At 58.5% G+C, this 18,825-nt stretch carries 18 protein-coding genes and 1 pseudogene; 13 read left to right on the plus strand and 6 right to left on the minus strand.

The features are described 5' to 3' along the window. Nucleotides 1-61 precede the first annotated feature (61 nt). The 5 genes and pseudogenes from tynA to paaZ all read right to left on the minus strand — a co-directional run bounded on the left by tynA (nucleotide 62) and on the right by paaZ (nucleotide 6,022). Entirely contained in the window at nucleotides 62-2,338 is a 2,277-nt protein-coding gene (gene tynA / locus ACWKXT_RS03315; RefSeq protein WP_454531641.1) for a primary-amine oxidase, read from the minus strand. Nucleotides 2,339-2,508: 170 nt separating this feature from the next. Then, complete coding sequence (locus ACWKXT_RS03320) at nucleotides 2,509-2,904, minus strand: hypothetical protein (RefSeq protein ID WP_061098326.1); 396 nt, start codon at nucleotides 2,902-2,904, stop codon at nucleotides 2,509-2,511. Continuing rightward, nucleotides 2,882-3,286 carry a polymorphic toxin type 44 domain-containing protein gene (locus ACWKXT_RS03325; protein WP_454526925.1) on the minus strand — a complete coding sequence of 135 codons (405 nt, stop codon included), beginning with the start codon at nucleotides 3,284-3,286 and terminating at the stop codon, nucleotides 2,882-2,884. Before ACWKXT_RS03325 ends, ACWKXT_RS03320 begins: the two co-directional genes overlap by 23 nt. Next, nucleotides 3,286-3,767: pseudogene (locus ACWKXT_RS03330) on the minus strand (Hcp family type VI secretion system effector). Before ACWKXT_RS03330 ends, ACWKXT_RS03325 begins: the two are co-directional and overlap by 1 nt. Before the next feature lie 215 nt (nucleotides 3,768-3,982). Beyond that, nucleotides 3,983-6,022 carry a phenylacetic acid degradation bifunctional protein PaaZ gene (gene paaZ, locus ACWKXT_RS03335; RefSeq protein WP_454531642.1) on the minus strand — a complete coding sequence of 680 codons (2,040 nt, stop codon included), beginning with the start codon at nucleotides 6,020-6,022 and terminating at the stop codon, nucleotides 3,983-3,985. Between the two features lie 285 nt (nucleotides 6,023-6,307). On the opposite strand from paaZ, the gene paaA reads away from it, so the two are divergent. From paaA to paaY, 13 genes are all read left to right on the plus strand, one after another. Then, the gene (paaA, locus tag ACWKXT_RS03340) at nucleotides 6,308-7,237 is read left to right on the plus strand and encodes a 1,2-phenylacetyl-CoA epoxidase subunit PaaA (RefSeq protein ID WP_454526923.1); all 930 of its coding nucleotides are present in this window, start codon (nucleotides 6,308-6,310) and stop codon (nucleotides 7,235-7,237) included. A gap of 12 nt (nucleotides 7,238-7,249) precedes the next feature. Further along, a complete protein-coding gene (paaB, locus tag ACWKXT_RS03345; RefSeq protein WP_003857353.1) occupies nucleotides 7,250-7,537 on the plus strand; it encodes a 1,2-phenylacetyl-CoA epoxidase subunit PaaB in 288 nt (95 codons plus the stop codon). An 8-nt stretch (nucleotides 7,538-7,545) separates the two neighbouring features. After that, nucleotides 7,546-8,292 (plus strand): 1,2-phenylacetyl-CoA epoxidase subunit PaaC, encoded by a 747-nt coding sequence (gene paaC, locus ACWKXT_RS03350; protein WP_454531643.1) that lies wholly within the window; start codon nucleotides 7,546-7,548, stop codon nucleotides 8,290-8,292. 11 nt (nucleotides 8,293-8,303) lie between these two features. Further along, the gene (gene paaD / locus ACWKXT_RS03355; protein WP_028013029.1) at nucleotides 8,304-8,801 is read left to right on the plus strand and encodes a 1,2-phenylacetyl-CoA epoxidase subunit PaaD; all 498 of its coding nucleotides are present in this window, start codon (nucleotides 8,304-8,306) and stop codon (nucleotides 8,799-8,801) included. 7 nt (nucleotides 8,802-8,808) lie between these two features. After that, the gene (paaE, locus tag ACWKXT_RS03360; RefSeq protein ID WP_454531644.1) at nucleotides 8,809-9,879 is read left to right on the plus strand and encodes a 1,2-phenylacetyl-CoA epoxidase subunit PaaE; all 1,071 of its coding nucleotides are present in this window, start codon (nucleotides 8,809-8,811) and stop codon (nucleotides 9,877-9,879) included. Then, a complete protein-coding gene (gene paaF, locus ACWKXT_RS03365; RefSeq protein ID WP_454531645.1) occupies nucleotides 9,876-10,643 on the plus strand; it encodes a 2,3-dehydroadipyl-CoA hydratase PaaF in 768 nt (255 codons plus the stop codon). Before paaE ends, paaF begins: the two co-directional genes overlap by 4 nt. Beyond that, nucleotides 10,643-11,431: a 2-(1,2-epoxy-1,2-dihydrophenyl)acetyl-CoA isomerase PaaG gene (gene paaG / locus ACWKXT_RS03370; protein ID WP_454531901.1), complete on the plus strand. Its 789-nt coding sequence runs from the start codon at nucleotides 10,643-10,645 to the stop codon at nucleotides 11,429-11,431. Before paaF ends, paaG begins: the two co-directional genes overlap by 1 nt. Before the next feature lies 1 nt (nucleotide 11,432). After that, nucleotides 11,433-12,857 carry a 3-hydroxyacyl-CoA dehydrogenase PaaH gene (paaH, locus tag ACWKXT_RS03375; protein ID WP_454531646.1) on the plus strand — a complete coding sequence of 475 codons (1,425 nt, stop codon included), beginning with the start codon at nucleotides 11,433-11,435 and terminating at the stop codon, nucleotides 12,855-12,857. Further along, on the plus strand, nucleotides 12,847-13,269 hold the full coding sequence (paaI, locus tag ACWKXT_RS03380) for a hydroxyphenylacetyl-CoA thioesterase PaaI (protein WP_253541848.1): 423 nt from the start codon (nucleotides 12,847-12,849) through the stop codon (nucleotides 13,267-13,269). The genes paaH and paaI overlap by 11 nt, the downstream gene beginning before the upstream one ends. Continuing rightward, nucleotides 13,269-14,474 (plus strand): 3-oxoadipyl-CoA thiolase, encoded by a 1,206-nt coding sequence (gene pcaF, locus ACWKXT_RS03385; RefSeq protein ID WP_454531647.1) that lies wholly within the window; start codon nucleotides 13,269-13,271, stop codon nucleotides 14,472-14,474. The genes paaI and pcaF overlap by 1 nt, the downstream gene beginning before the upstream one ends. A gap of 26 nt (nucleotides 14,475-14,500) precedes the next feature. Beyond that, the gene (gene paaK, locus ACWKXT_RS03390; protein WP_454531648.1) at nucleotides 14,501-15,817 is read left to right on the plus strand and encodes a phenylacetate--CoA ligase PaaK; all 1,317 of its coding nucleotides are present in this window, start codon (nucleotides 14,501-14,503) and stop codon (nucleotides 15,815-15,817) included. Between the two features lie 187 nt (nucleotides 15,818-16,004). Further along, entirely contained in the window at nucleotides 16,005-16,940 is a 936-nt protein-coding gene (gene paaX / locus ACWKXT_RS03395) for a phenylacetic acid degradation operon negative regulatory protein PaaX (protein ID WP_454531649.1), read from the plus strand. Between the two features lie 9 nt (nucleotides 16,941-16,949). Beyond that, nucleotides 16,950-17,546, plus strand: coding sequence for a phenylacetic acid degradation protein PaaY (gene paaY / locus ACWKXT_RS03400; protein ID WP_454526915.1), 597 nt, complete (start codon nucleotides 16,950-16,952; stop codon nucleotides 17,544-17,546). Here paaY and ACWKXT_RS03405 read toward each other — a convergent pair. Further along, the gene (locus ACWKXT_RS03405) at nucleotides 17,455-18,726 is read right to left on the minus strand and encodes a serine hydrolase domain-containing protein (RefSeq protein WP_454531650.1); all 1,272 of its coding nucleotides are present in this window, start codon (nucleotides 18,724-18,726) and stop codon (nucleotides 17,455-17,457) included. The two genes, paaY and ACWKXT_RS03405, sit on opposite strands and share 92 nt — an antisense overlap. Between the last annotated feature and the right edge of the window lie 99 nt (nucleotides 18,727-18,825).

An 18,825-nucleotide genomic window follows, 5' to 3' on the forward strand; every position in this document is an offset into this window, starting at 1 on the left:
TCGGGGAGAGATATTCAGCAAGTAATGGAAGAAAAACCGGGCATTGCGCCCGGTACGTTATTTATTTCTGCTCGTCTTTTTTCTTTCCGAGCGTTGGCGTCTCGTCGAAGAAATTCCACGGTTTAAGCAGGGTATGCACCCATTCCGTCGGCATGATTGGCCACTCTTCCGCGCGAGCGACATGGGTGGTGCCGGTGGTCATCCAGACCACGTCATCCTGGTCATTCAGCGACTCGTTATCTTTGCTGTACTGCCCCAGGCCCGTGTCGTGGATGGAGCGGTTAGGGAATTTGCCTTCCGGGTAGCGTTCATCCGGGTGGTAACGGGTCACCCACAGCTGTTTGTCCATAAAGCTCAGGCGGTGGTAGATCCACTCGTCCGGGGCAAATTTCGCACCGCTTGCCACCGGATGCGTACCGCCCGCGTAAGGGATGATCTGGTACGAAACCGGGTTGCCCATGCGGTTCTCTTTGCTTGTGTTGCTCAGCAGGCGAATGGTGCCCGGGTCGAATTTCTGCGCCGCCTGCTGTTCAGCATCAATGTCATACTGGTTCACCTGCATGGTGCTGGTGCGCGGGCCACCGGCGGTATTCGGCTTCACTTCAGGATCCATCGCCACCAGCTTGTTGTTGATACCGTCCACGTCCATATCAAGGCGGAAGTTATAGATGTGCTGGTGGGTGGTGCCCACAATGTTATGGTCGATCAGCGTGCCGTATTTTGTGTCGTCTTTGGCGGTGGCGTCGTGCATGGTTTTCGCCTGAACGCCTTTTACCGCCTCGATACCCGTTGCGCCAGCATCAATGCCGATGGTGCCGTTCTCGTGGAACACCCAGTCGAAGATGTAATCGTAGTTGCCCACGGTACTGACCCAGCGCACCACCAGTTCGCGACGTTCAGCGCTGACGTTTGGCTGGCCCATCTCCTGGTGCTTATATTCCGGCCCGGCGTAGCGTTCAAAAATGGCGATTGCGCGCGGGATTTCCATCGGTGCGCCGGTGTAGTCCGGGATGGTTTCGTTAAGCATTACGGCATTGGACGGCACGTCTTTCCCGCGCACCAGCGGGGAAGTCAGGGTGCCCATGCCGTAGTCGCCGGAGTCGAGATAGGCTTTGAAGTACCAGCCCACGTCCGGGTCGCCGTAGGGGACAATCATGCCGCCGAGCGAGCCCTGATACATCACCTGACGCTTTTTGCCGTTAGCGTTGTAGGTGACGGTCGAAATCATTGGGCCGACGCGGGAGTCCAGGCTCAGGTGGAAATCCCAGTTCTGCCAGTGCACCATATCGCCGGTAATGGTGTAGTTCTTGCCTTCAGGCTCAATAATTTCCAGCGGCTTTTTCGGCGTCTCGACGCGGTCGCGGCCATCATACGGGCGCGGGGTCATGGGAACCGGCACAACGGCACCTTCTTCAATTTTCTGGATCTTCTTCTGCTCAAGATCGACCACGGCCACCAGGTTCTCAATCGGGTGCGCCCAGTAGTTGCCGTCGCCGACATCCAGATAGCTCACCACTTTCAGCAGGCGGTCTTCCTGCTTCAGGCCGTCTTTACCGTCGAAATAGCCGACGGTCAGCGGCGTGGTAATCACTTTTTTCGGGTCGGTGATGCCGTGTTTTTTCAGCACCTCGGCAAACTCGGTGCTTTCGTTGATAATCTGCTGAACCGTGGCGAAGTCATCCAGCAGCACCATGCCGTGCGCGTCTTTCACCGGTTCCCAGCGCAGGATTTTTTTATCTTTCAGGTCCACCACGCTTTCGATAACGTGTTTACCATCAAGCATGACGATCTTCGCCTGGCGAGGGGCATCCACGCCCGTACCGTTGAGCACAAAGTCCCATACTTTGGCTTTCTCCGGTTCAACCAGCGCTATCTGGGTAAAGCGGGTATTGGGTTTAAAATCCGAAGAGGCTTTCACGATCTCCACGGCCTGTTTAATTTCATCCGCCGTCAGCGTGTTTAGCGGGTGAGGGCGTTTTTCAACCTGGAAGGTCCGATCGAGGCCAGACTGAAAAACATCGTTGATAAAGGTCTCAGAGATAAACGCTTTTTTGCCTTTCATCACTACCGGCACCTCAAGCTTGAGGGTTTTACCGTTTATGATGGCGGTTTTTGCGCCAGGCTTGACCTTCACAAAGGCTCCGTCCTTCGCAATGGTGAACATCTGTGCGTAATCATCCCACTGCACGTCCGCACCAAAGTCCTGCAGCGTTTTGTCCATCGGGACCATATGCGCCTCGCTGCCGTGGGCGAAAACAGGGGATTGCCAGGCGCAACACAGCGCAACGGCCATAGCCAGTGCCGTTCTACGGGCAGAAAAAGAAGAATTGCTTCCCATCGTAGACCTCATCTTGTTGTGTTTTTTGGGGATATTGTGTTGTGACAGCCTTATCCTGACAGGCGCCTGAGAAAAGCGTTTGCCTGCATCTGCCAGGTTATTTGTTGGTCTTGCCAGGTTAAAAGAAGAGCGGGGATAGGTCACATCCCCGTTATAAAGACCTAATGTGATTAATAAGCTGATCTATCGAGATGAATACGCACATCGAGCCCAACTGCAGTGAAGGAGTAAATATTTCCGCGAACGCGAAGGTAAATTTCTCCATTTGTGACCGTTGCAGCGGCTTTTGCATCGTTGGTAATCATGACAGGTTCGATATCTGATACGTGAGACATAAACTCTTCGGTGCTTTTTCTTGCATCATAGAGATAAAAATGAAACGTATCTTTAGATAAAGAACTTGCTTCTACCTGGGTGATATACAGAGTTAAATGATCATTAACCCTAATTTTTTCCTTAAAATTTTCATACGTGGTAAAAAGATCGCGGAAAGGGTACAAGATAAACCCCAGGAAAATGAAAACCACTACCCCGATTCGCCAGTTAAAACCCCGAGCGTCGCGCATAATCTATTCCTGCTCTAATCCATAACTGATCAACGGGGTCATCTCCATAAGCACTGGCACCCTGATATTTTGCAAATTCTACCGGATCGCTTGTGCCTGCAAGGATCTGCGCAGTACCTGCACCGCGCAGCAGCACACCATCAGGTATGCCCGCCGCCGCGCCAACCGCACCGTAATGGAAATTGCCAAAGTTGGCATATTCCGCATGGCCCTGCTTATAATCCCATGGACCATGGTTCCTCACCATTTGATAAAACCAGATGTAAGTCATCAATGATGCGCCACCATGAAACCGAGCGATGATCATATGGCTGACGACATCAACGCCTGGTGGCGAAAATGATGAAATATCATAGGGAGTTAAATACGAAGGGGTACGCATTAACGTTCAGCCCAGCTATCTGCGAACTGTAAATTACCGTCGCGATACGTCCAGGTTATTTTGTCGTAGCGTAGTTCCACGACTTCAAGATGGTTGTGTTTTTCTTTCATCAGGTCTTTAGTGTCATGCATTAATGGCGTAACGGAAACAACGCGAATATTATCGAGATGCATATTGTAATATTCTACTTCCTGTCCGGCGTCATTAATGCGATACCACCTGAACTCCGCTGTTTTAAGGGTTTGCCCAGTAGCCACTGCTTTCATCAGGTAGGGCGAAGATGAATCAATTTCTTTTTGAAAAACGACTGGCGCATGGTTGCGTTTACTGGTGATTTTACCGGTCAGTGGATCCGTTGGCAGTCGGAGGTTGTGTGTAAAGCCGGTGACTTCAATGCTTCCCTCGCGGTCACGAATATCCACTGAACCTGTGATTTTTGCTCCGCCATCGTCAGTTAAAAAAGATAAACAGGGATTGCCATAATCTATTACTCTTCCATGTAATTTAATCCGGGAACATTCCCGTTGATAAATAATAACCATGCTAATCAAATGGTCAATTTGCTTAATGTTTCTGGTTGTAACTTATCCAGACTATGCTGACTGGATGGTTTGGTTAACAAAATCCATCCAGTCCGGTTTTCGCTTAAGGCTGTTTTGATGCGCTCAAATCATTAAAGCAAATAGTTGCTTTTGATTAATCATCACCCCGCTGACGCGCCACCAGCGTCAGAATGGAGTAGAGCGCCACGGCCTGCTGGTGCTGGTTATAGATCTCAACGGACCACTCCACCACGCCGGTCGGTTTCTCCTCGGCGGTACGCTGTTTCTTCAGCGTTTTACGTTTGCAGGTCAGGCGTACCTGAATGGTGTCGCCCGGCTTGACCGGCTCGATAAAGCGCAGGTTTTCCATGCCGTAGTTGGCAATCACTGGCCCCACGCCAGCATCAACAAACAGCCCTGCAGCGGCGGAAATCAGGAAGTAGCCATGAACCACGCGCTCGCCAAAGATCGACTCTGCCGCACCGATCTTGTCCATATGGGCATAGAAATGATCCCCGCTCAGGCAGGCAAAGTTCACGATATCTGCTTCCGTGAGCGTACGGCGCGGCGTCAGCAGGCTGTCGCCCGGCTGTAGCTCCTCGAAGTATTTGCGGAACGGATGAACGCGATCTTCCTGCACCGTTGCGCCACGCACCCACTGTTTGCCAATGGCGGCCAGCATCGACGGGCTGCCCTGAATCGCGGTGCGCTGCAGGTAGTGCTTCACCGCGCGCAGGCCACCCAGCTCTTCGCCACCGCCCGCGCGGCCAGGGCCGCCGTGGACCAGTTGAGGAAGCGGGGAACCGTGGCCGGTGGACTCTTTCGAGGATTCTTCATTGAGGATCTGAATACGCCCGTGGGCGCGCGCCGCACCGGCAATAAACTGGCGGGCAATCGCCGAATCGGCGGTGACCAGCGTGCCCGCCAGGCTGCCGCCGCCCGCGCGGGCCAGTGCCATTGCGTGATCCGCGCTGCGATACGGCATCAGCGTCGCAACCGGGCCGAAGGCTTCGGTTGAGTGTACCGCCGGGGTTTCATCCGGCTGCGGACAGAACAGCAGGGTCGGCGGGAAGAACGCTCCTGCGGCCTTCGGATCCGCTTTGCCGCCCAGACGGATCTGACAGCCTGCGGCGATCAGCTGGTCCACTTTCTCCTGCACGTCCGCGCGCTGCTCGGCGTTGACCAGCGCCCCCATCTTCACGCCTTCCTGCGCCGGGTCGCCCACCACCACCTTTTCCAGGCGGGCAATCAGCGCCTGGCTGACGGCGTCAACCTGGCTTTGCGGGACGATAATCCGGCGGATAGCGGTACATTTCTGCCCGGCCTTGGCGGTCATCTCGCGTACCACTTCCCGGATAAACAGCGCAAATTCCGGCTGTTCCGGCGTGACGTCTTCACCCAGCACGCAGCAGTTCAGGGAGTCCGCCTCCATGGTGAACGGAATGGAATTCGCCACAATATTCGGGTGCACGCGCAGGCTTTGCCCGGTGCTGGCGGAGCCGGTAAAGGTCACCACGTCCTGGCTGTCGAGCTGATCGAGCAGATCCCCCGCGCTGCCGCAAATCAGGCTGATGGCGCCGTCCGGCACCAGCCCGCTGTCAACGATGGATTTGACCATCGCCTGCGTCACCTGCGCGGTAGCGGTAGCGGGCTTGATGATGGCGGGCATCCCGGCAAGCCAGGTCGGCGCGAGTTTTTCCAGCATCCCCCAGCAGGGGAAGTTAAAGGCGTTGATATGCACCGCCACGCCTGATTTCGAAGTCAGGACGTGGCGCGCCGCAAAGCCGCCTTCTTTCGACAGCGGGATCAGTTCATCTTCCGGCCACAGCGTATCATCCGGCAGTTCGCGGCTGCCCAGGCTGGCGTAGGTGAAGAGGGTGCCGATACCCCCTTCAATATCCACCCAGCTGTCCGCTTTCGTCGCGCCCGTCTGGGCTGACAGGGCATAAAACGTCTCTTTCTCGCCGAGCAGGTGTTTCGCCACCGCTTTCAGCATGGCAGCCCGTTCAATAAAGGTCATGGCGCGCAATGCCTCGCCCCCATGCTCAATGGCGTAGCGACGGGCGGCCGCCATGTCCAGCCCTTCGCTGGTGACTTCCCATAATGCTTCGCCGCTGATGGCGTGATGAATCGCACGTTCGCGGCCCCGGCCAGACTGCCAGGTACCGGACAAGAAGCTGGCTAACTGCTGCATCGCTTATCTCCAAATGTTTCGTAATTTCACTATTAATAGTTTAATCGTGAATCATAAAAATCAAGCCATGTTTTTAATGAATTGTTAACGTTGTGATCTGGCTGGATGAATCGCATCGAGAAAAAGCGCTTTCCTGCGGGCCTGGAGCAAAAGCCTTGCGAGCAGCATCACAAAACCGGGAAACAATTCTTGGGGTTATATTTAACCTTTGTGTAACTTTTAAAAAACAAAGTGATTCAACATTTCGCTTTAATTTGCAAACTAACGAATCATAAAGGTGATGACGTGACGCAAGAACAACGGTTTGAGCAGCGCATAGCGCAGGAGACGGCGATTGAGCCTCAGGACTGGATGCCGGAAGCCTACCGTAAAACGCTGATCCGCCAGATTGGTCAGCACGCGCACTCCGAAATTGTAGGCATGCTGCCGGAAGGGAACTGGATCGCCCGCGCGCCGACGCTGCGTCGAAAGGCGATCCTGCTGGCGAAAGTACAGGATGAAGCCGGACATGGGCTTTACCTCTACAGCGCGGCGGAAACGCTGGGCTGCGCGCGGGAAGACATCTACCAGAAGATGCTCGACGGCAGGATGAAATACTCCTCTATCTTCAACTACCCGACCCTGAGCTGGGCCGATATCGGCGTGATTGGCTGGCTGGTGGACGGCGCGGCCATCGTCAACCAGGTGGCGCTGTGCCGAACTTCCTACGGTCCGTATGCCCGGGCGATGGTGAAAATCTGTAAAGAAGAGAGCTTCCACCAGCGTCAGGGCTTTGAGGCCTGCATGGCGCTAGCACAGGGGAGTGAGGCGCAGCGTCAGATGCTGCAGGACGCCATCAACCGCTTCTGGTGGCCAGCGCTGATGATGTTCGGGCCGAACGACGACAACTCGCCAAACAGCGCCCGCAGCCTCGCCTGGAAAATCAAACGCTTTGGCAACGATGAACTACGCCAGCGCTTCGTCGACAACACGGTGCCGCAGGTGGAGATGCTCGGCATGACGGTACCGGATCCGGACCTGCGTTTTGATGAAGAGAGCGGCCATTACCGCTTCGGCGAGATCGACTGGCAGGAGTTTAACGAGGTCATTAACGGGCGCGGCATCTGTAACCACGAACGCCTGGCCGCGAAACGCAAAGCCTGGGAAGAGGGCGCGTGGGTGCGGGAAGCCGCGCTGGCACACGCGGAAAAACAGCGCGCCCGTCAGGCCGCATAAGAGGAAATAACCATGAGCAATGTCTACTGGCCGCTGTACGAAGTGTTCGTACGCAGCAAACAAGGGTTATCCCACCGTCACGTGGGCAGTCTGCATGCCGCCGACGATCGCATGGCGCTGGAAAATGCCCGTGATGCCTACACCCGCCGCAGCGAAGGGTGTTCTATCTGGGTGGTGAAGGCGAGCGAGATTGTCGCCTCACAGCCGGAAGAGAGCGGCGAATTCTTTGACCCGGCGGAAAGCAAGGTTTATCGCCATCCGACGTTCTACACCATCCCTGACGGCATCGAGCATATGTGAGGCAAAGAATGAATTCAGTGACTGCCTATGCCCTGCGTCTGGGCGACAACGGTCTGGTGCTTTCCCAGCGTCTCGGCGCCTGGTGCGGCCACGCGCCGGAGCTGGAAATTGACCTCGCCCTCGCCAATATCGGCCTCGACCTGCTGGGCCAGGCGCGCAATTTCCTGACCTATGCCGCAGAGCTGGAAGGCCAGGGCGATGAAGACACGCTGGCGTTTGGCCGCGACGAGCGCCAGTTCCGCAATGTCCTGTTGGTGGAGCAGCCGAATGGCAGCTTCGCCGACACGATTGCCCGTCAGTACCTGATGGATGCCTGGAACGTGGCGCTGTACGAACGCCTGACTCAGAGCAGCGACAGCCAGCTTGCCGCCATTGCCGCCAAAGCGATTAAAGAGGCGCGATACCACCTGCGCTTTAGCCGGGGCTGGCTGGTGCGGCTGGGCGACGGCACCGACACGTCCGCGCAAAAAATGCAGCAGGCTATCGACAACCTGTGGCGTTTTACGGCGGAGCTGTTTGACGCCGATGACGTCGAGCTGACGCTGATTGACTCCGGCGTGGCGGTTGACCCGCGCCTCCTGCGCCAGCCGTGGGAAAGCGAAGTCTTTGCCGGTCTGAATGAAGCCTGCCTGCAGGTGCCCGCAGAGGTGGCGTACCGCACGGGCGGCAAGAAGGGGCTGCATACCGAACATCTGGGCCCGATGCTGGCGGAGATGCAGTATCTCCAGCACGCGTATCCCGGTCAGCAGTGGTAAAGGAGAACGCCATGCAACGTCTCGTCGACATCGCGCCTGCGCAAATTCCGCAGATCTGGTCGCTGTTAAGCCAGATTCCGGACCCGGAAGTGCCGGTGCTTACCATCACCGATTTAGGCATGGTGCGCAGCGTAAAAGCGCAGGGCGAAGGCTGGGTTATCGGTTTTACGCCAACCTATTCGGGCTGCCCGGCAACGGAACACCTGCTGGGGGCGATCCGCGAGGCGATGACTGCACACGGCTTCACCCCCGTGCATATCGTGCTCCAGCTCGAACCCGCCTGGACCACCGACTGGATGACCGCCGACGCGCGCGAGCGCCTGCGGGCGTACGGCATCAGTCCGCCCGTGGGGCATAGCTGTCACGCGCACGCGCCTGCTGAGGTGAGCTGCCCGCGCTGCGCCAGCACCGACACCTCGCTTATCAGTGAATTTGGTTCGACGGCCTGCAAAGCGCTCTACCGCTGCAATACCTGCCGCGAGCCCTTCGACTATTTCAAATGTATTTGAGGCTGCCATGACAACGTTTCATTCATTAACAGTGGCAAAAGTGGAACCCGAAACCCGCGACGCGGTGACCATCACCTTCGCGGTGCCGCAGGCGCTGCAGGAGGCCTACCGCTTCCGCCCCGGACAGCACCTGACGTTAAAAACGAAGCTGGGCGAGGACGAGCTGCGCCGCTGCTACTCCATCTGCCGAAGCACCGCGCCGGGTGAGATCAGCGTGGCGGTGAAAGCCATCGACGGCGGGCGCTTTTCCCGCTATGCCCGGGATGAGATCAAAGCGGGTATGGCGCTGGAGGTGATGGTTCCTCAGGGGCAGTTTGGCTACCAGCCGCAGGCCGAGCGTGAAGGCCACTACCTGGCGATTGCCGCAGGCTCCGGGATTACCCCGATGTTGGCGATTATCTCCGCCACGCTGGCAACAGAGCCGAACAGCCATTTCACCCTGATCTACGGCAACCGCAGCAGCCAGAGCATGATGTTCCGCCAGGCGCTGGCGGACCTGAAGGACAAATATCCGCAGCGTTTACAACTGGTCTCCATCTTCAGCCAGGAGCGGCTGGACAGCGATCTGCTCTTTGGACGCATCGACGGGGAAAAGCTGCAGGCGCTGGCGAAAACCCTGATCAACTTCCGCCAGTACGACGAGGCGTTTATCTGCGGCCCGTCGGCAATGATGGACGACGCGGAAGCGACGCTGAAGGCGCTGGGGATGCCAGAAAAATCCATTCACCTTGAGCGCTTTAACACCTCCGGAATCACCGTGAAACGTGCGGTACACGTACAGGCCGACGGACAGAAAGTGACCTTGCGCCAGGACGGGCGCGACCGTGAAATCACCCTGACGGCGGACGACGAAAGTATTCTTGATGCCGCCCTGCGTCAGGGGGCGGATCTGCCGTATGCCTGCAAGGGCGGCGTATGCGCCACCTGCAAATGCAAGGTGCTGCGCGGCAAGGTGGACATGGCGACCAACTACAGTCTGGAGCCGGACGAGCTGGCCGCCGGGTATGTGCTGAGCTGCCAGTCGCTGCCGTTAACCGCCGACGTGATTGTCGACTTCGACGCGAAGGGGATGGCATGAGCGAACTGATTGTTGCCCGTCATGGCCGCGTGCTGCTGCTGACGCTGAACCGTCCGGCGGCGCGCAACGCCCTCAATAATGCGCTGCTGTTGCAGCTTGCGGAACAGCTTGAGGCCGCAGCTTCTGACAGCGAGATTTCCGTCTGCGTGATTTACGGCAGCGAGCGCTGCTTCGCCGCCGGGGCCGATCTCAACGAAATGGCGGAGAAAGATCTGCCTGCCACCCTGAACGATATTCGCCCGCAGCTGTGGGCGCGTATTAATGCGTTCAACAAACCGCTGATCGCCGCCGTGAACGGCTTCGCGCTGGGCGCAGGCTGCGAGCTGGCGCTGCTGTGCGACGTGGTCATTGCTGGCGATAACGCCCGCTTTGGCCTGCCGGAAATCACGCTTGGAATTATGCCCGGCGCGGGCGGCACCCAGCGTCTTATCCGCAGTGTGGGTAAATCGCTCGCCAGCAAAATGGTGCTGACCGGCGAGAGCATCTCAGCGCAGCAGGCGCAAAGCGCCGGGCTGGTGAGCGACGTTTTCCCGCCAGCGCTGACGCTGGAGTATGCCCTGAGGCAGGCAGCGCTGATGGCGCGCCACTCTCCGCTGGCGCTGCAGGCGGCGAAACAGGCGCTGCGCCAGTCTCAGGAGGTGCCGCTGCAGGCCGGGCTCGCGCAGGAGCGCCAGCTGTTCACGCTGCTTTCCGCCACTGAAGACCGCCGGGAGGGCATCGACGCCTTCTTACAAAAACGCACCCCCGACTTTAAAGGACGCTAATTGTGGAATTTATTCTCAGTCATGTTGAGCAGGGCGTAATGACCATTACGCTGAACCGTCCGGAGCGTCTGAACAGCTTTAACGACGTGATGCACCAGCAGCTTGCCGAGTGCCTGAAACAGGCCGAGCGTGATGACACCGTTCGCTGCCTGCTGATAACCGGGGCTGGGCGCGGCTTCTGCGCCGGTCAGGATCTGAATGACCGTAACGTCGACCCCAACGGCCCGGCGCCGGATCTGGGACTGTCGGTAGAAACCTTCTACAACCCGCTGGTGCGCCGCCTGGCAAAACTGCCGAAGCCGGTAATCTGCGCCGTTAACGGCGTGGCGGCGGGCGCGGGAGCTACGCTGGCGCTCGGCTGTGACATGGTGATAGCGGCGCGCTCCGCCAACTTTGTGATGGCCTTCAGCAAGCTCGGCCTCGTCCCGGACTGCGGCGGCACCTGGCTGCTGCCGCGCGTGGCCGGACGCGCCCGCGCCATGGGGCTGGCGCTGCTGGGTGACAAACTCAGCGCCGAACAGGCGCAGGCGTGGGGGATGATCTGGCAGGTGGTGGATGACGAACAGCTCTCCGCCACCGCGCAGCAGATGGCGCTGCATTTTGCGTCTCAACCGACCTTCGGCCTGGGGCTGATCAAGCAGGCGATCAACGCCGCGGAAACCAACACCCTGGACGCGCAGCTTGACCTGGAGCGCGACTATCAGCGCCTGGCCGGGCGCAGCGACGACTACCGAGAGGGCGTAAGCGCTTTCCTCGCAAAGCGCGCGCCGAACTTTACGGGGAAATAAGATGCTCAACATACGGACTGTCGCCGTGATTGGCAGCGGCACGATGGGCGCGGGGATTGCCGAAGTCGCGGCAAGTCATGGCCATCAGGTGTTGTTATATGACATTGCGTCAGAAGCTATCGCACGGGCTATCGAGGGCATTCGTCAGCGCCTGGATTCACGCGTGACGCGCGGCAAACTCTCAGCCGAAGCCTGCGGGCAGATCCTCGCTCGTCTGATGCCGGTAACGGAGATTGAGGCGCTCTCAAAGGCCGATCTGGTGATTGAAGCGGCGTCAGAACGCCTGGAGGTTAAAAAGGCGCTGTTTGCGAAGCTGTCAGACATTTGCCCGCCCGAGACGCTGCTGACCAGCAATACCTCTTCGATCTCCGTTACGGCTATCGCGGCGGACGTTCGTCACCCGGAGCGCGTCGCCGGGCTGCACTTCTTCAACCCGGCGCCGGTAATGAAACTGGTGGAAGTGGTAAGCGGGCTGGCGACCTCTCCGGAAGTGGCCGACGCACTGAGCGAGCTGGCGCTGAACTGGGGTAAACAGCCCGTTCGCTGCCACTCAACGCCGGGGTTCATTGTTAACCGCGTCGCGCGTCCGTTCTATTCCGAAGCCTGGCGCGCGCTGGAAGAGCAGGTCGCCCCGCCGGAAGTGATTGATGCCGCCCTGCGAGAAGGCGGCGGTTTCCCGATGGGGCCGCTGGAGCTGACCGACATGATTGGTCAGGACGTCAACTTTGCGGTGACCTGTTCGGTATTTAACGCCTTCTGGCAGGAGCGCCGTTTTTTGCCTTCGCTGGTTCAGCAGGAGCTGGTGCTGGCAGGCAGGCTGGGCAAAAAGAGCGGGAAGGGCGTTTATGACTGGCAGGGCAACAAGCCTGAGGTGCGCTGGGTTGAGGCCATGAATGACAGCTATAGCCCGATGCGGGTGGAAAAGAAACGTGACGGTGTCACGGAAATTGACGATCTGTTTCTGATTGAAACGCAGGGCGAAACCGCGCAGGCCCTTGCGCTGCGGCTCAACGGCCCGGTGGTGGTGGTGGACCGCATTGAGCGGGACGTGGCGGTCATTGCCGCCGCCGCCAGCAACCCGCATACCGCGACGCAAAAAGCCATCTGCTACCTGCAACAGCAGGGGCTTCGGGTGGTACAAATTGCCGATTATCCCGGCCTGCTGGTCTGGCGCACGGTGGCAATGATCGCCAACGAAGCGCTGGATGCCCTGCAAAAAGGGGTCGCCAGCGAGAAGGACATCGATACCGCTATGCGCCTCGGCGTCAACTACCCGAGCGGCCCGATCGCCTGGGGCGAGCGTCTGGGCTGGCAGCGGCTGCTGACGCTGCTGGAGAACCTGCAACGCCATTACGGCGAAGAGCGCTATCGCCCCTGTTCCCTGCTGCGCCAGCGCGCGCTTCTGGAGAGTAGCTATGAGTCATAACGCCTGGCACAACGCCCGCGCCATGTATGAACGGGACGCCTGCGCGCAGGCGATGGGGATGGACATTGTCGACATGGACGATGGCTACGCGGTGGTATCCATGACCATCACCCCGCAGATGCTCAACGGCCATAAAACCTGCCACGGCGGACAACTGTTTTCGCTGGCAGACACCGCCTTTGCCTACGCCTGCAACAGCCAGGGTCTGGCGGCGGTGGCCTCCGGCTGCTCGATTGATTTTCTGCGTCCGGGCTTTGCCGGGGACACGCTCACCGCCACCGCGCGGGTGAAGCATCAGGGCAAGCTGACCGGCGTGTATGACATTGAAATCCAGAACCAACAACAGAAAACCGTCGCCCTTTTTCGCGGAAAATCTCACCGCATCGGCGGCAATGTGACAGGAGAGGCCTGATGCGTGACGCATTTATTTGTGATGGCGTTCGAACGCCGGTGGGGCGCTACGGCGGCGCGCTTTCCGCCGTTCGGACTGACGATCTCGGCGCCGTGCCGCTGCGTGCGCTGCTGGCCCGCTACCCGCAGCTCGACCTGGAGCGGATTGACGATGTGATCTTCGGCTGCGCCAACCAGGCGGGGGAAGATAACCGCAACGTGGCGCGCATGTCGTCGCTGCTGGCCGGGCTGCCGCAGACGGTCTCCGGAACCACCATTAACCGCCTGTGCGGGTCGGGGCTGGACGCGATTGGTTTTGCCGCGCGCGCCATCAAGGCGGGCGACGGTGACCTGCTGATTGCGGGCGGCGTGGAGTCCATGTCCCGCGCGCCGTTTGTGATGGGCAAAGCCACCACCGCGTTTCAGCGTCAGGCGGAAATTTTTGATACCACCATCGGCTGGCGATTTGTGAATCCGCTCATGCATCAGCAATTCGGAACTGACAGTATGCCGGAAACGGCAGAGAATGTAGCTGAATTGTTAAATATCAGCCGCGCCGATCAGGACGCCTTTGCGCTGCGCAGCCAGCAGCGTACCGCACAGGCGCAGCAGAACGGCATTCTGGCGCAGGAGATTGTGCCGGTACTGGTGCCGGGCAAAAAAGGGGCGGTCACCGGGTTCAGCGTGGATGAACACCCGCGTGCGGACACCACGCTCGAGCAGCTCGCCGGGCTAAAAACGCCGTTTCGTAAGAACGGGGTGGTTACCGCGGGTAATGCCTCCGGCGTCAACGACGGCGCTGCGGCGCTGATTGTCGCCAGCGAGAAGATGGCGCTGGCGCAGGGTCTCGTTCCACGCACGCGGATCGTTGCGATGGCAACGGCGGGCGTCGAACCACGTCTGATGGGGCTCGGCCCGGTACCCGCCACCCGTAAGGTGCTGGAGCGCGCCGGGCTGAGCATTAACGATATGGACGTGATCGAGCTTAACGAAGCTTTCGCCTCGCAGGCGCTGGGCGTGCTGCGTCAGCTGGGCCTGCCGGATGATGCCGCGCACGTTAACCCGAACGGTGGCGCGATTGCGCTGGGTCACCCGCTGGGCATGAGCGGCGCCAGGCTGGCGCTGGCCGCGAGCAACGAACTGCACCGACGCGGCGGGCGCTACGCGCTGTGTACGATGTGCATCGGTGTGGGTCAGGGCATTGCCATGATCCTTGAGCGTGTTTGATCAAATTACAATGTGAGCACCCTACAATGACAAATACAACAAAGCTTGATCCGATTGAAACGGCCTCCCTGGACGAATTACAGGCGCTGCAGACCGCGCGTCTGAAATGGACGCTGCACCACGCCTATAACAACGTGCCGATGTACAAACGCAAGTTTGATGCCGCGGGCGTTCACCCTGACGATTTCAACGAACTGGCGGATATCCGCAAATTCCCGTGCACCACCAAGCAGGACCTGCGGGATAACTATCCGTTCGATACCTTTGCTGTGCCGATGGAGCAGGTGGTGCGCATTCACGCGTCATCCGGCACCACCGGTAAACCGACCGTTGTCGGCTACACGCAGGGCGACATCGACAACTGGGCCAGTCTGGTGGCCCGCTCTCTGCGTGCGGCGGGCGGCAGCGCGAAGGACAAAATTCACGTGGCGTATGGCTATGGCCTGTTTACCGGCGGGCTGGGCGCGCACTACGGCGCCGAGCGTTTAGGCGCGACGGTGATCCCGATGTCCGGCGGCCAGACGGAGAAACAGGCGCAGCTGATCCGTGATTTCCAGCCGGACATGATCATGGTCACGCCATCCTACTGCCTCAACCTGATTGAAGAGCTGGAGCGCCAGATGGGCGGCGATGCCAGCAGCTGTTCCCTGCGCGTGGGCGTCTTTGGCGCCGAGCCGTGGACGCAGGCCATGCGGCGCGAAATCGAAAAACGTTTAGGCATTACGGCGCTGGATATTTATGGCCTCTCCGAGGTGATGGGGCCGGGCGTGGCGATGGAGTGTATTGAAACCGCCGACGGCCCGACCATCTGGGAAGATCATTTCTACCCGGAGATCGTCAACCCGAACGACGGCACGCCGCTGGATGACGGTCAGCAGGGCGAACTGCTGTTCACCACGCTGACCAAAGAGGCGCTGCCGGTGATCCGCTACCGCACCCGCGACCTGACGCGTCTGCTGCCGGCCACCGCGCGCAGCATGCGGCGTATGGACCGGATCAGCGGTCGCAGTGACGATATGCTGATCATCCGCGGCGTCAACGTTTTCCCGTCGCAGCTGGAAGAGGAGATTGTGAAATTTGAACATCTCTCCCCGCACTACCAGCTGGAGGTGAACCGTCGCGGACATCTTGATTCACTTTCCGTGAAGGTCGAACTGAAAGAGAGCAGTTTGACGCTGACGCACGAACAGCGTTGTCAGGTGTGCCACCAGCTGCGCCACCGGATTAAGTCGATGGTTGGGATCTCGACCGACGTGACGATCGTGAACTGCGGCAGTATCCCGCGTTCAGAGGGAAAAGCCTGCCGGGTGTTTGATTTGCGTAAAGTCGCGGCCAACGGTTAAAACAACACCCCCCTCATCCTAACCTTCTCCCCGGAGGGGAGAAGGGACTGTACGGTGCGGTCTTTTCCCTCCCCACAAAGGGGATAAGGAACAGCTCGGAGTGGTCTTTTTCCCCTCTCCCCTCCGGGGAGAGGGCCAGGGTGAGGGGCTTATGCTATGATTCATCCAGGACAAAAATAACAACAGAATGAATCACATGAATAAACTCGACGCCTTTATCCAGCACGCGGTTAGCTCCGTTCCCGTTAGCGGGACTTCGCTTATCTCTTCGTTATACGGTGACGCGCTTTCCCATCGCGGCGGTGAGATTTGGCTCGGCAGCCTTGCCGCTCTGCTGGAAGGCATGGGGTTTGGCGAGCGCTTCGTGCGTACCGCGCTGTTTCGCCTCAACAAAGAGGGCTGGCTGGACGTTTCCCGCATCGGGCGTCGCAGCTTTTACCGTCTGAGCGACAAAGGGCTTCGCCTGACGCGTCGGGCGGAGAATAAGATTTACCGTGCGGAACTCCCCGCCTGGGACGGCAAATGGTTATTGCTGCTTTCAGAAGGGCTGGATAAAACCACCCTTGCCGACGTCAAAAAACAGCTGATCTGGCAGGGGTTTGGCACACTGGCGCCGAGCCTGATGGCCTCGCCGTCGCAGCATCTGGCTGATGTGCAGTCCCTGCTTCATGATGCCGGGGTGGCGGAAAACGTGATTTTCTTCGAAGCCCATTCGCCGCTGGCGCTGTCGCGCGCGGCGCTGCGTTCGCGGGTGGAAGAGTGCTGGCAACTGACCGAACAAAACGCGATGTACGAGACGTTCATCGACTCGTTCCGCCCGCTGCTGCCGCTGTTGAAAGAGGCTACGGCGGAGGAACTGACGCCGGAACGCTGCTTCCAGATCCAGCTGCTGCTGATTCACTTTTATCGTCGCGTGGTGCTGAAAGACCCGCTGTTGCCGGAGGAGTTACTGCCTGCGCACTGGGCGGGGCAAAGCGCCCGTCAGCTCTGCATTAATATCTATCAGCGTGTCGCGCCGGGGGCGCTGGCGTTTGTCAGCGAGAAGGGCGAAACCTCCGTGGGCGAACTGCCCGTGCCCGGCACGCTCTACTATCAACGCTTTGGTGGCCTTACAAGCGCATAAGGAGTGAAGATGCCAGTTTATCAAATTGACGGTCTGACGCCGGTGGTGCCGGACGAGAGCTATGTTCACCCAACGGCGGTGCTGATTGGCGACGTGATCCTGGGTAAAGGCGTTTATGTTGGACCGAACGCCAGCCTGCGGGGTGATTTTGGCCGTATCGTGGTGAAAGATGGCGCGAATATTCAGGATAACTGCGTGATGCACGGTTTCCCGGAACAGGACACGGTGGTGGAGGAGGACGGGCATATCGGCCACAGCGCCATCCTGCACGGCTGCATTATCCGCCGTAACGCGCTGGTGGGTATGAATGCGGTGGTGATGGACGGGGCGGTGATTGGTGAAAACAGCATCGTCGGGGCGGCGGCGTTCGTGAAGGCGAAAGCGGAGATGCCTGCTAACCATTTGATTATCGGCAGCCCGGCCAAAGCGATTCGCGAGCTGAGCGAGCAGGAGCTGGCGTGGAAGCAGCAGGGCACGCGGGAGTATCAGGTGCTGGTGGAGCGCTGTAAGCTCACTATGCACCAGGTGGAGCCGCTGCGCGAGGCAGAGCCTGACCGGAAGCGGCTGGCGTTTGACGAGAATTTAAGGCCGAAGTCGGCGATGTAGGGGTTAGGCCGTCTTTTTTCGCCATATCCATCAAGAGTGCGATGCCAATATAGTTGCTCCAGTTAAAGGTATTTTGCAGCACTACCACCGCATTGCCTCTTTCTTTGTCATAACCGATAAAGCTGGAGTAGCCGCCGATATAGCCGACCTGATAGGTGATTTTTTCCGGGCCAATAAAGTCGGTGATCCAGGCAATACCCTGTACCCCGTCAGGGCGTTGAATATCGGTATTTCTGACTTCGTCAAAGACGCTGTCCAACAAGGGATTGTGGGTCGTAGAGACGTGATAGCGGGCATAGGTCGCAAGATCTTCAGCGTTACTGTATAAACTCGCGGCTGCCACCATGTTGTTGGAAAAATGCCAGTCCGGCGTGAGCTGACCGCGCGGGATGAATTTGGGCTGATCGCCTGCGTGGCCCAGCGCACGCTGCGGGTATCCTTTTAGCTTCTGCGGCGTAAAGCTGCTGTTAGCCATGTGCAGCGGACGGAAAATATAGCGCGAGGCTAAACTCTGAATATCTTCGCCGGTTTTATGCTTCAGGATATAGCCGATCAGGGCGTAGCCGGTATTGGAATATTGCGGCGTTTTATCTCTCGGCGCGCGCCAGTTCGCAAGATAACGCAGCACGTTATCGCTATCCAGCTCACCATAAAAATTATCACCCGTACTTAAATAGCTGATAAATTTTCCGAGCATCGGAACGTCCATATTCTGACGCGGCAGCCCGGAGGTGTGGGTTACCAGCTCCAGCAGGGTAATTTTTTGTGCATCCACGCTAAGCGGTGTTCCCGGCGGGAGTAAGGTCGTCAGGTTGTCGTTCCAGTTCAACTGCCCCTCACTCACCAGACAGGCCACCACTTCCGCTGTGATCCCTTTGCTGAGTGAGCCGAGTGCAAACAGGGTGTCTGGCCTGATCGGATAACGATGGACCGCATCGGTTACGCCCCAGGTGTAAAACTGCGGTGAGCCGTAATTGTGGATCACCGCGACCGTCATCCCGGGAACGGATTTTTGCGCCATATAGTGGCGCACCACGCTGTCAACGTCACCATCCAGCGATTCATGGGTGAGGAGTTCCTGAGTGCCTTCCGGGGAGGACATTTGCGAGAGCGTGCCGCAACCGCTGAGTAGTGGGAGGGTAAGCAGAAGCCAGCGAAATTTTTTTGTTATGTCCTGCATACCTGATAGCGAGAGTGGTGGTCATTAGCGCGGCAGGAATGTATCACACTTAGCCTGTATGAATGAAAACTTTCTGCACGGTGGCCGCCGCGCTGGTGG

This window comes from Enterobacter sp. UPMP701, assembly GCF_053709515.1.

Coding starts and splice junctions, on each gene's coding strand:
- paaZ (WP_454531642.1), bottom strand. CDS start 6,022: ATGCAGCAGTTAGCCAGCTTCTTGTCCGGTACCTGGCAGTCTGGCCGG.
- paaC (WP_454531643.1), top strand. CDS start 7,546: ATGAATTCAGTGACTGCCTATGCCCTGCGTCTGGGCGACAACGGTCTG.
- paaX (WP_454531649.1), top strand. CDS start 16,005: ATGAATCACATGAATAAACTCGACGCCTTTATCCAGCACGCGGTTAGC.
- paaY (WP_454526915.1), top strand. CDS start 16,950: ATGCCAGTTTATCAAATTGACGGTCTGACGCCGGTGGTGCCGGACGAG.
- pcaF (WP_454531647.1), top strand. CDS start 13,269: ATGCGTGACGCATTTATTTGTGATGGCGTTCGAACGCCGGTGGGGCGC.
- paaI (WP_253541848.1), top strand. CDS start 12,847: ATGAGTCATAACGCCTGGCACAACGCCCGCGCCATGTATGAACGGGAC.
- ACWKXT_RS03320 (WP_061098326.1), bottom strand. CDS start 2,904: ATGCGCGACGCTCGGGGTTTTAACTGGCGAATCGGGGTAGTGGTTTTC.
- paaH (WP_454531646.1), top strand. CDS start 11,433: ATGCTCAACATACGGACTGTCGCCGTGATTGGCAGCGGCACGATGGGC.
- ACWKXT_RS03405 (WP_454531650.1), bottom strand. CDS start 18,726: ATGCAGGACATAACAAAAAAATTTCGCTGGCTTCTGCTTACCCTCCCA.
- paaF (WP_454531645.1), top strand. CDS start 9,876: ATGAGCGAACTGATTGTTGCCCGTCATGGCCGCGTGCTGCTGCTGACG.
- paaE (WP_454531644.1), top strand. CDS start 8,809: ATGACAACGTTTCATTCATTAACAGTGGCAAAAGTGGAACCCGAAACC.
- paaB (WP_003857353.1), top strand. CDS start 7,250: ATGAGCAATGTCTACTGGCCGCTGTACGAAGTGTTCGTACGCAGCAAA.
- paaD (WP_028013029.1), top strand. CDS start 8,304: ATGCAACGTCTCGTCGACATCGCGCCTGCGCAAATTCCGCAGATCTGG.
- tynA (WP_454531641.1), bottom strand. CDS start 2,338: ATGGGAAGCAATTCTTCTTTTTCTGCCCGTAGAACGGCACTGGCTATG.
- paaK (WP_454531648.1), top strand. CDS start 14,501: ATGACAAATACAACAAAGCTTGATCCGATTGAAACGGCCTCCCTGGAC.
- ACWKXT_RS03325 (WP_454526925.1), bottom strand. CDS start 3,286: ATGCGTACCCCTTCGTATTTAACTCCCTATGATATTTCATCATTTTCG.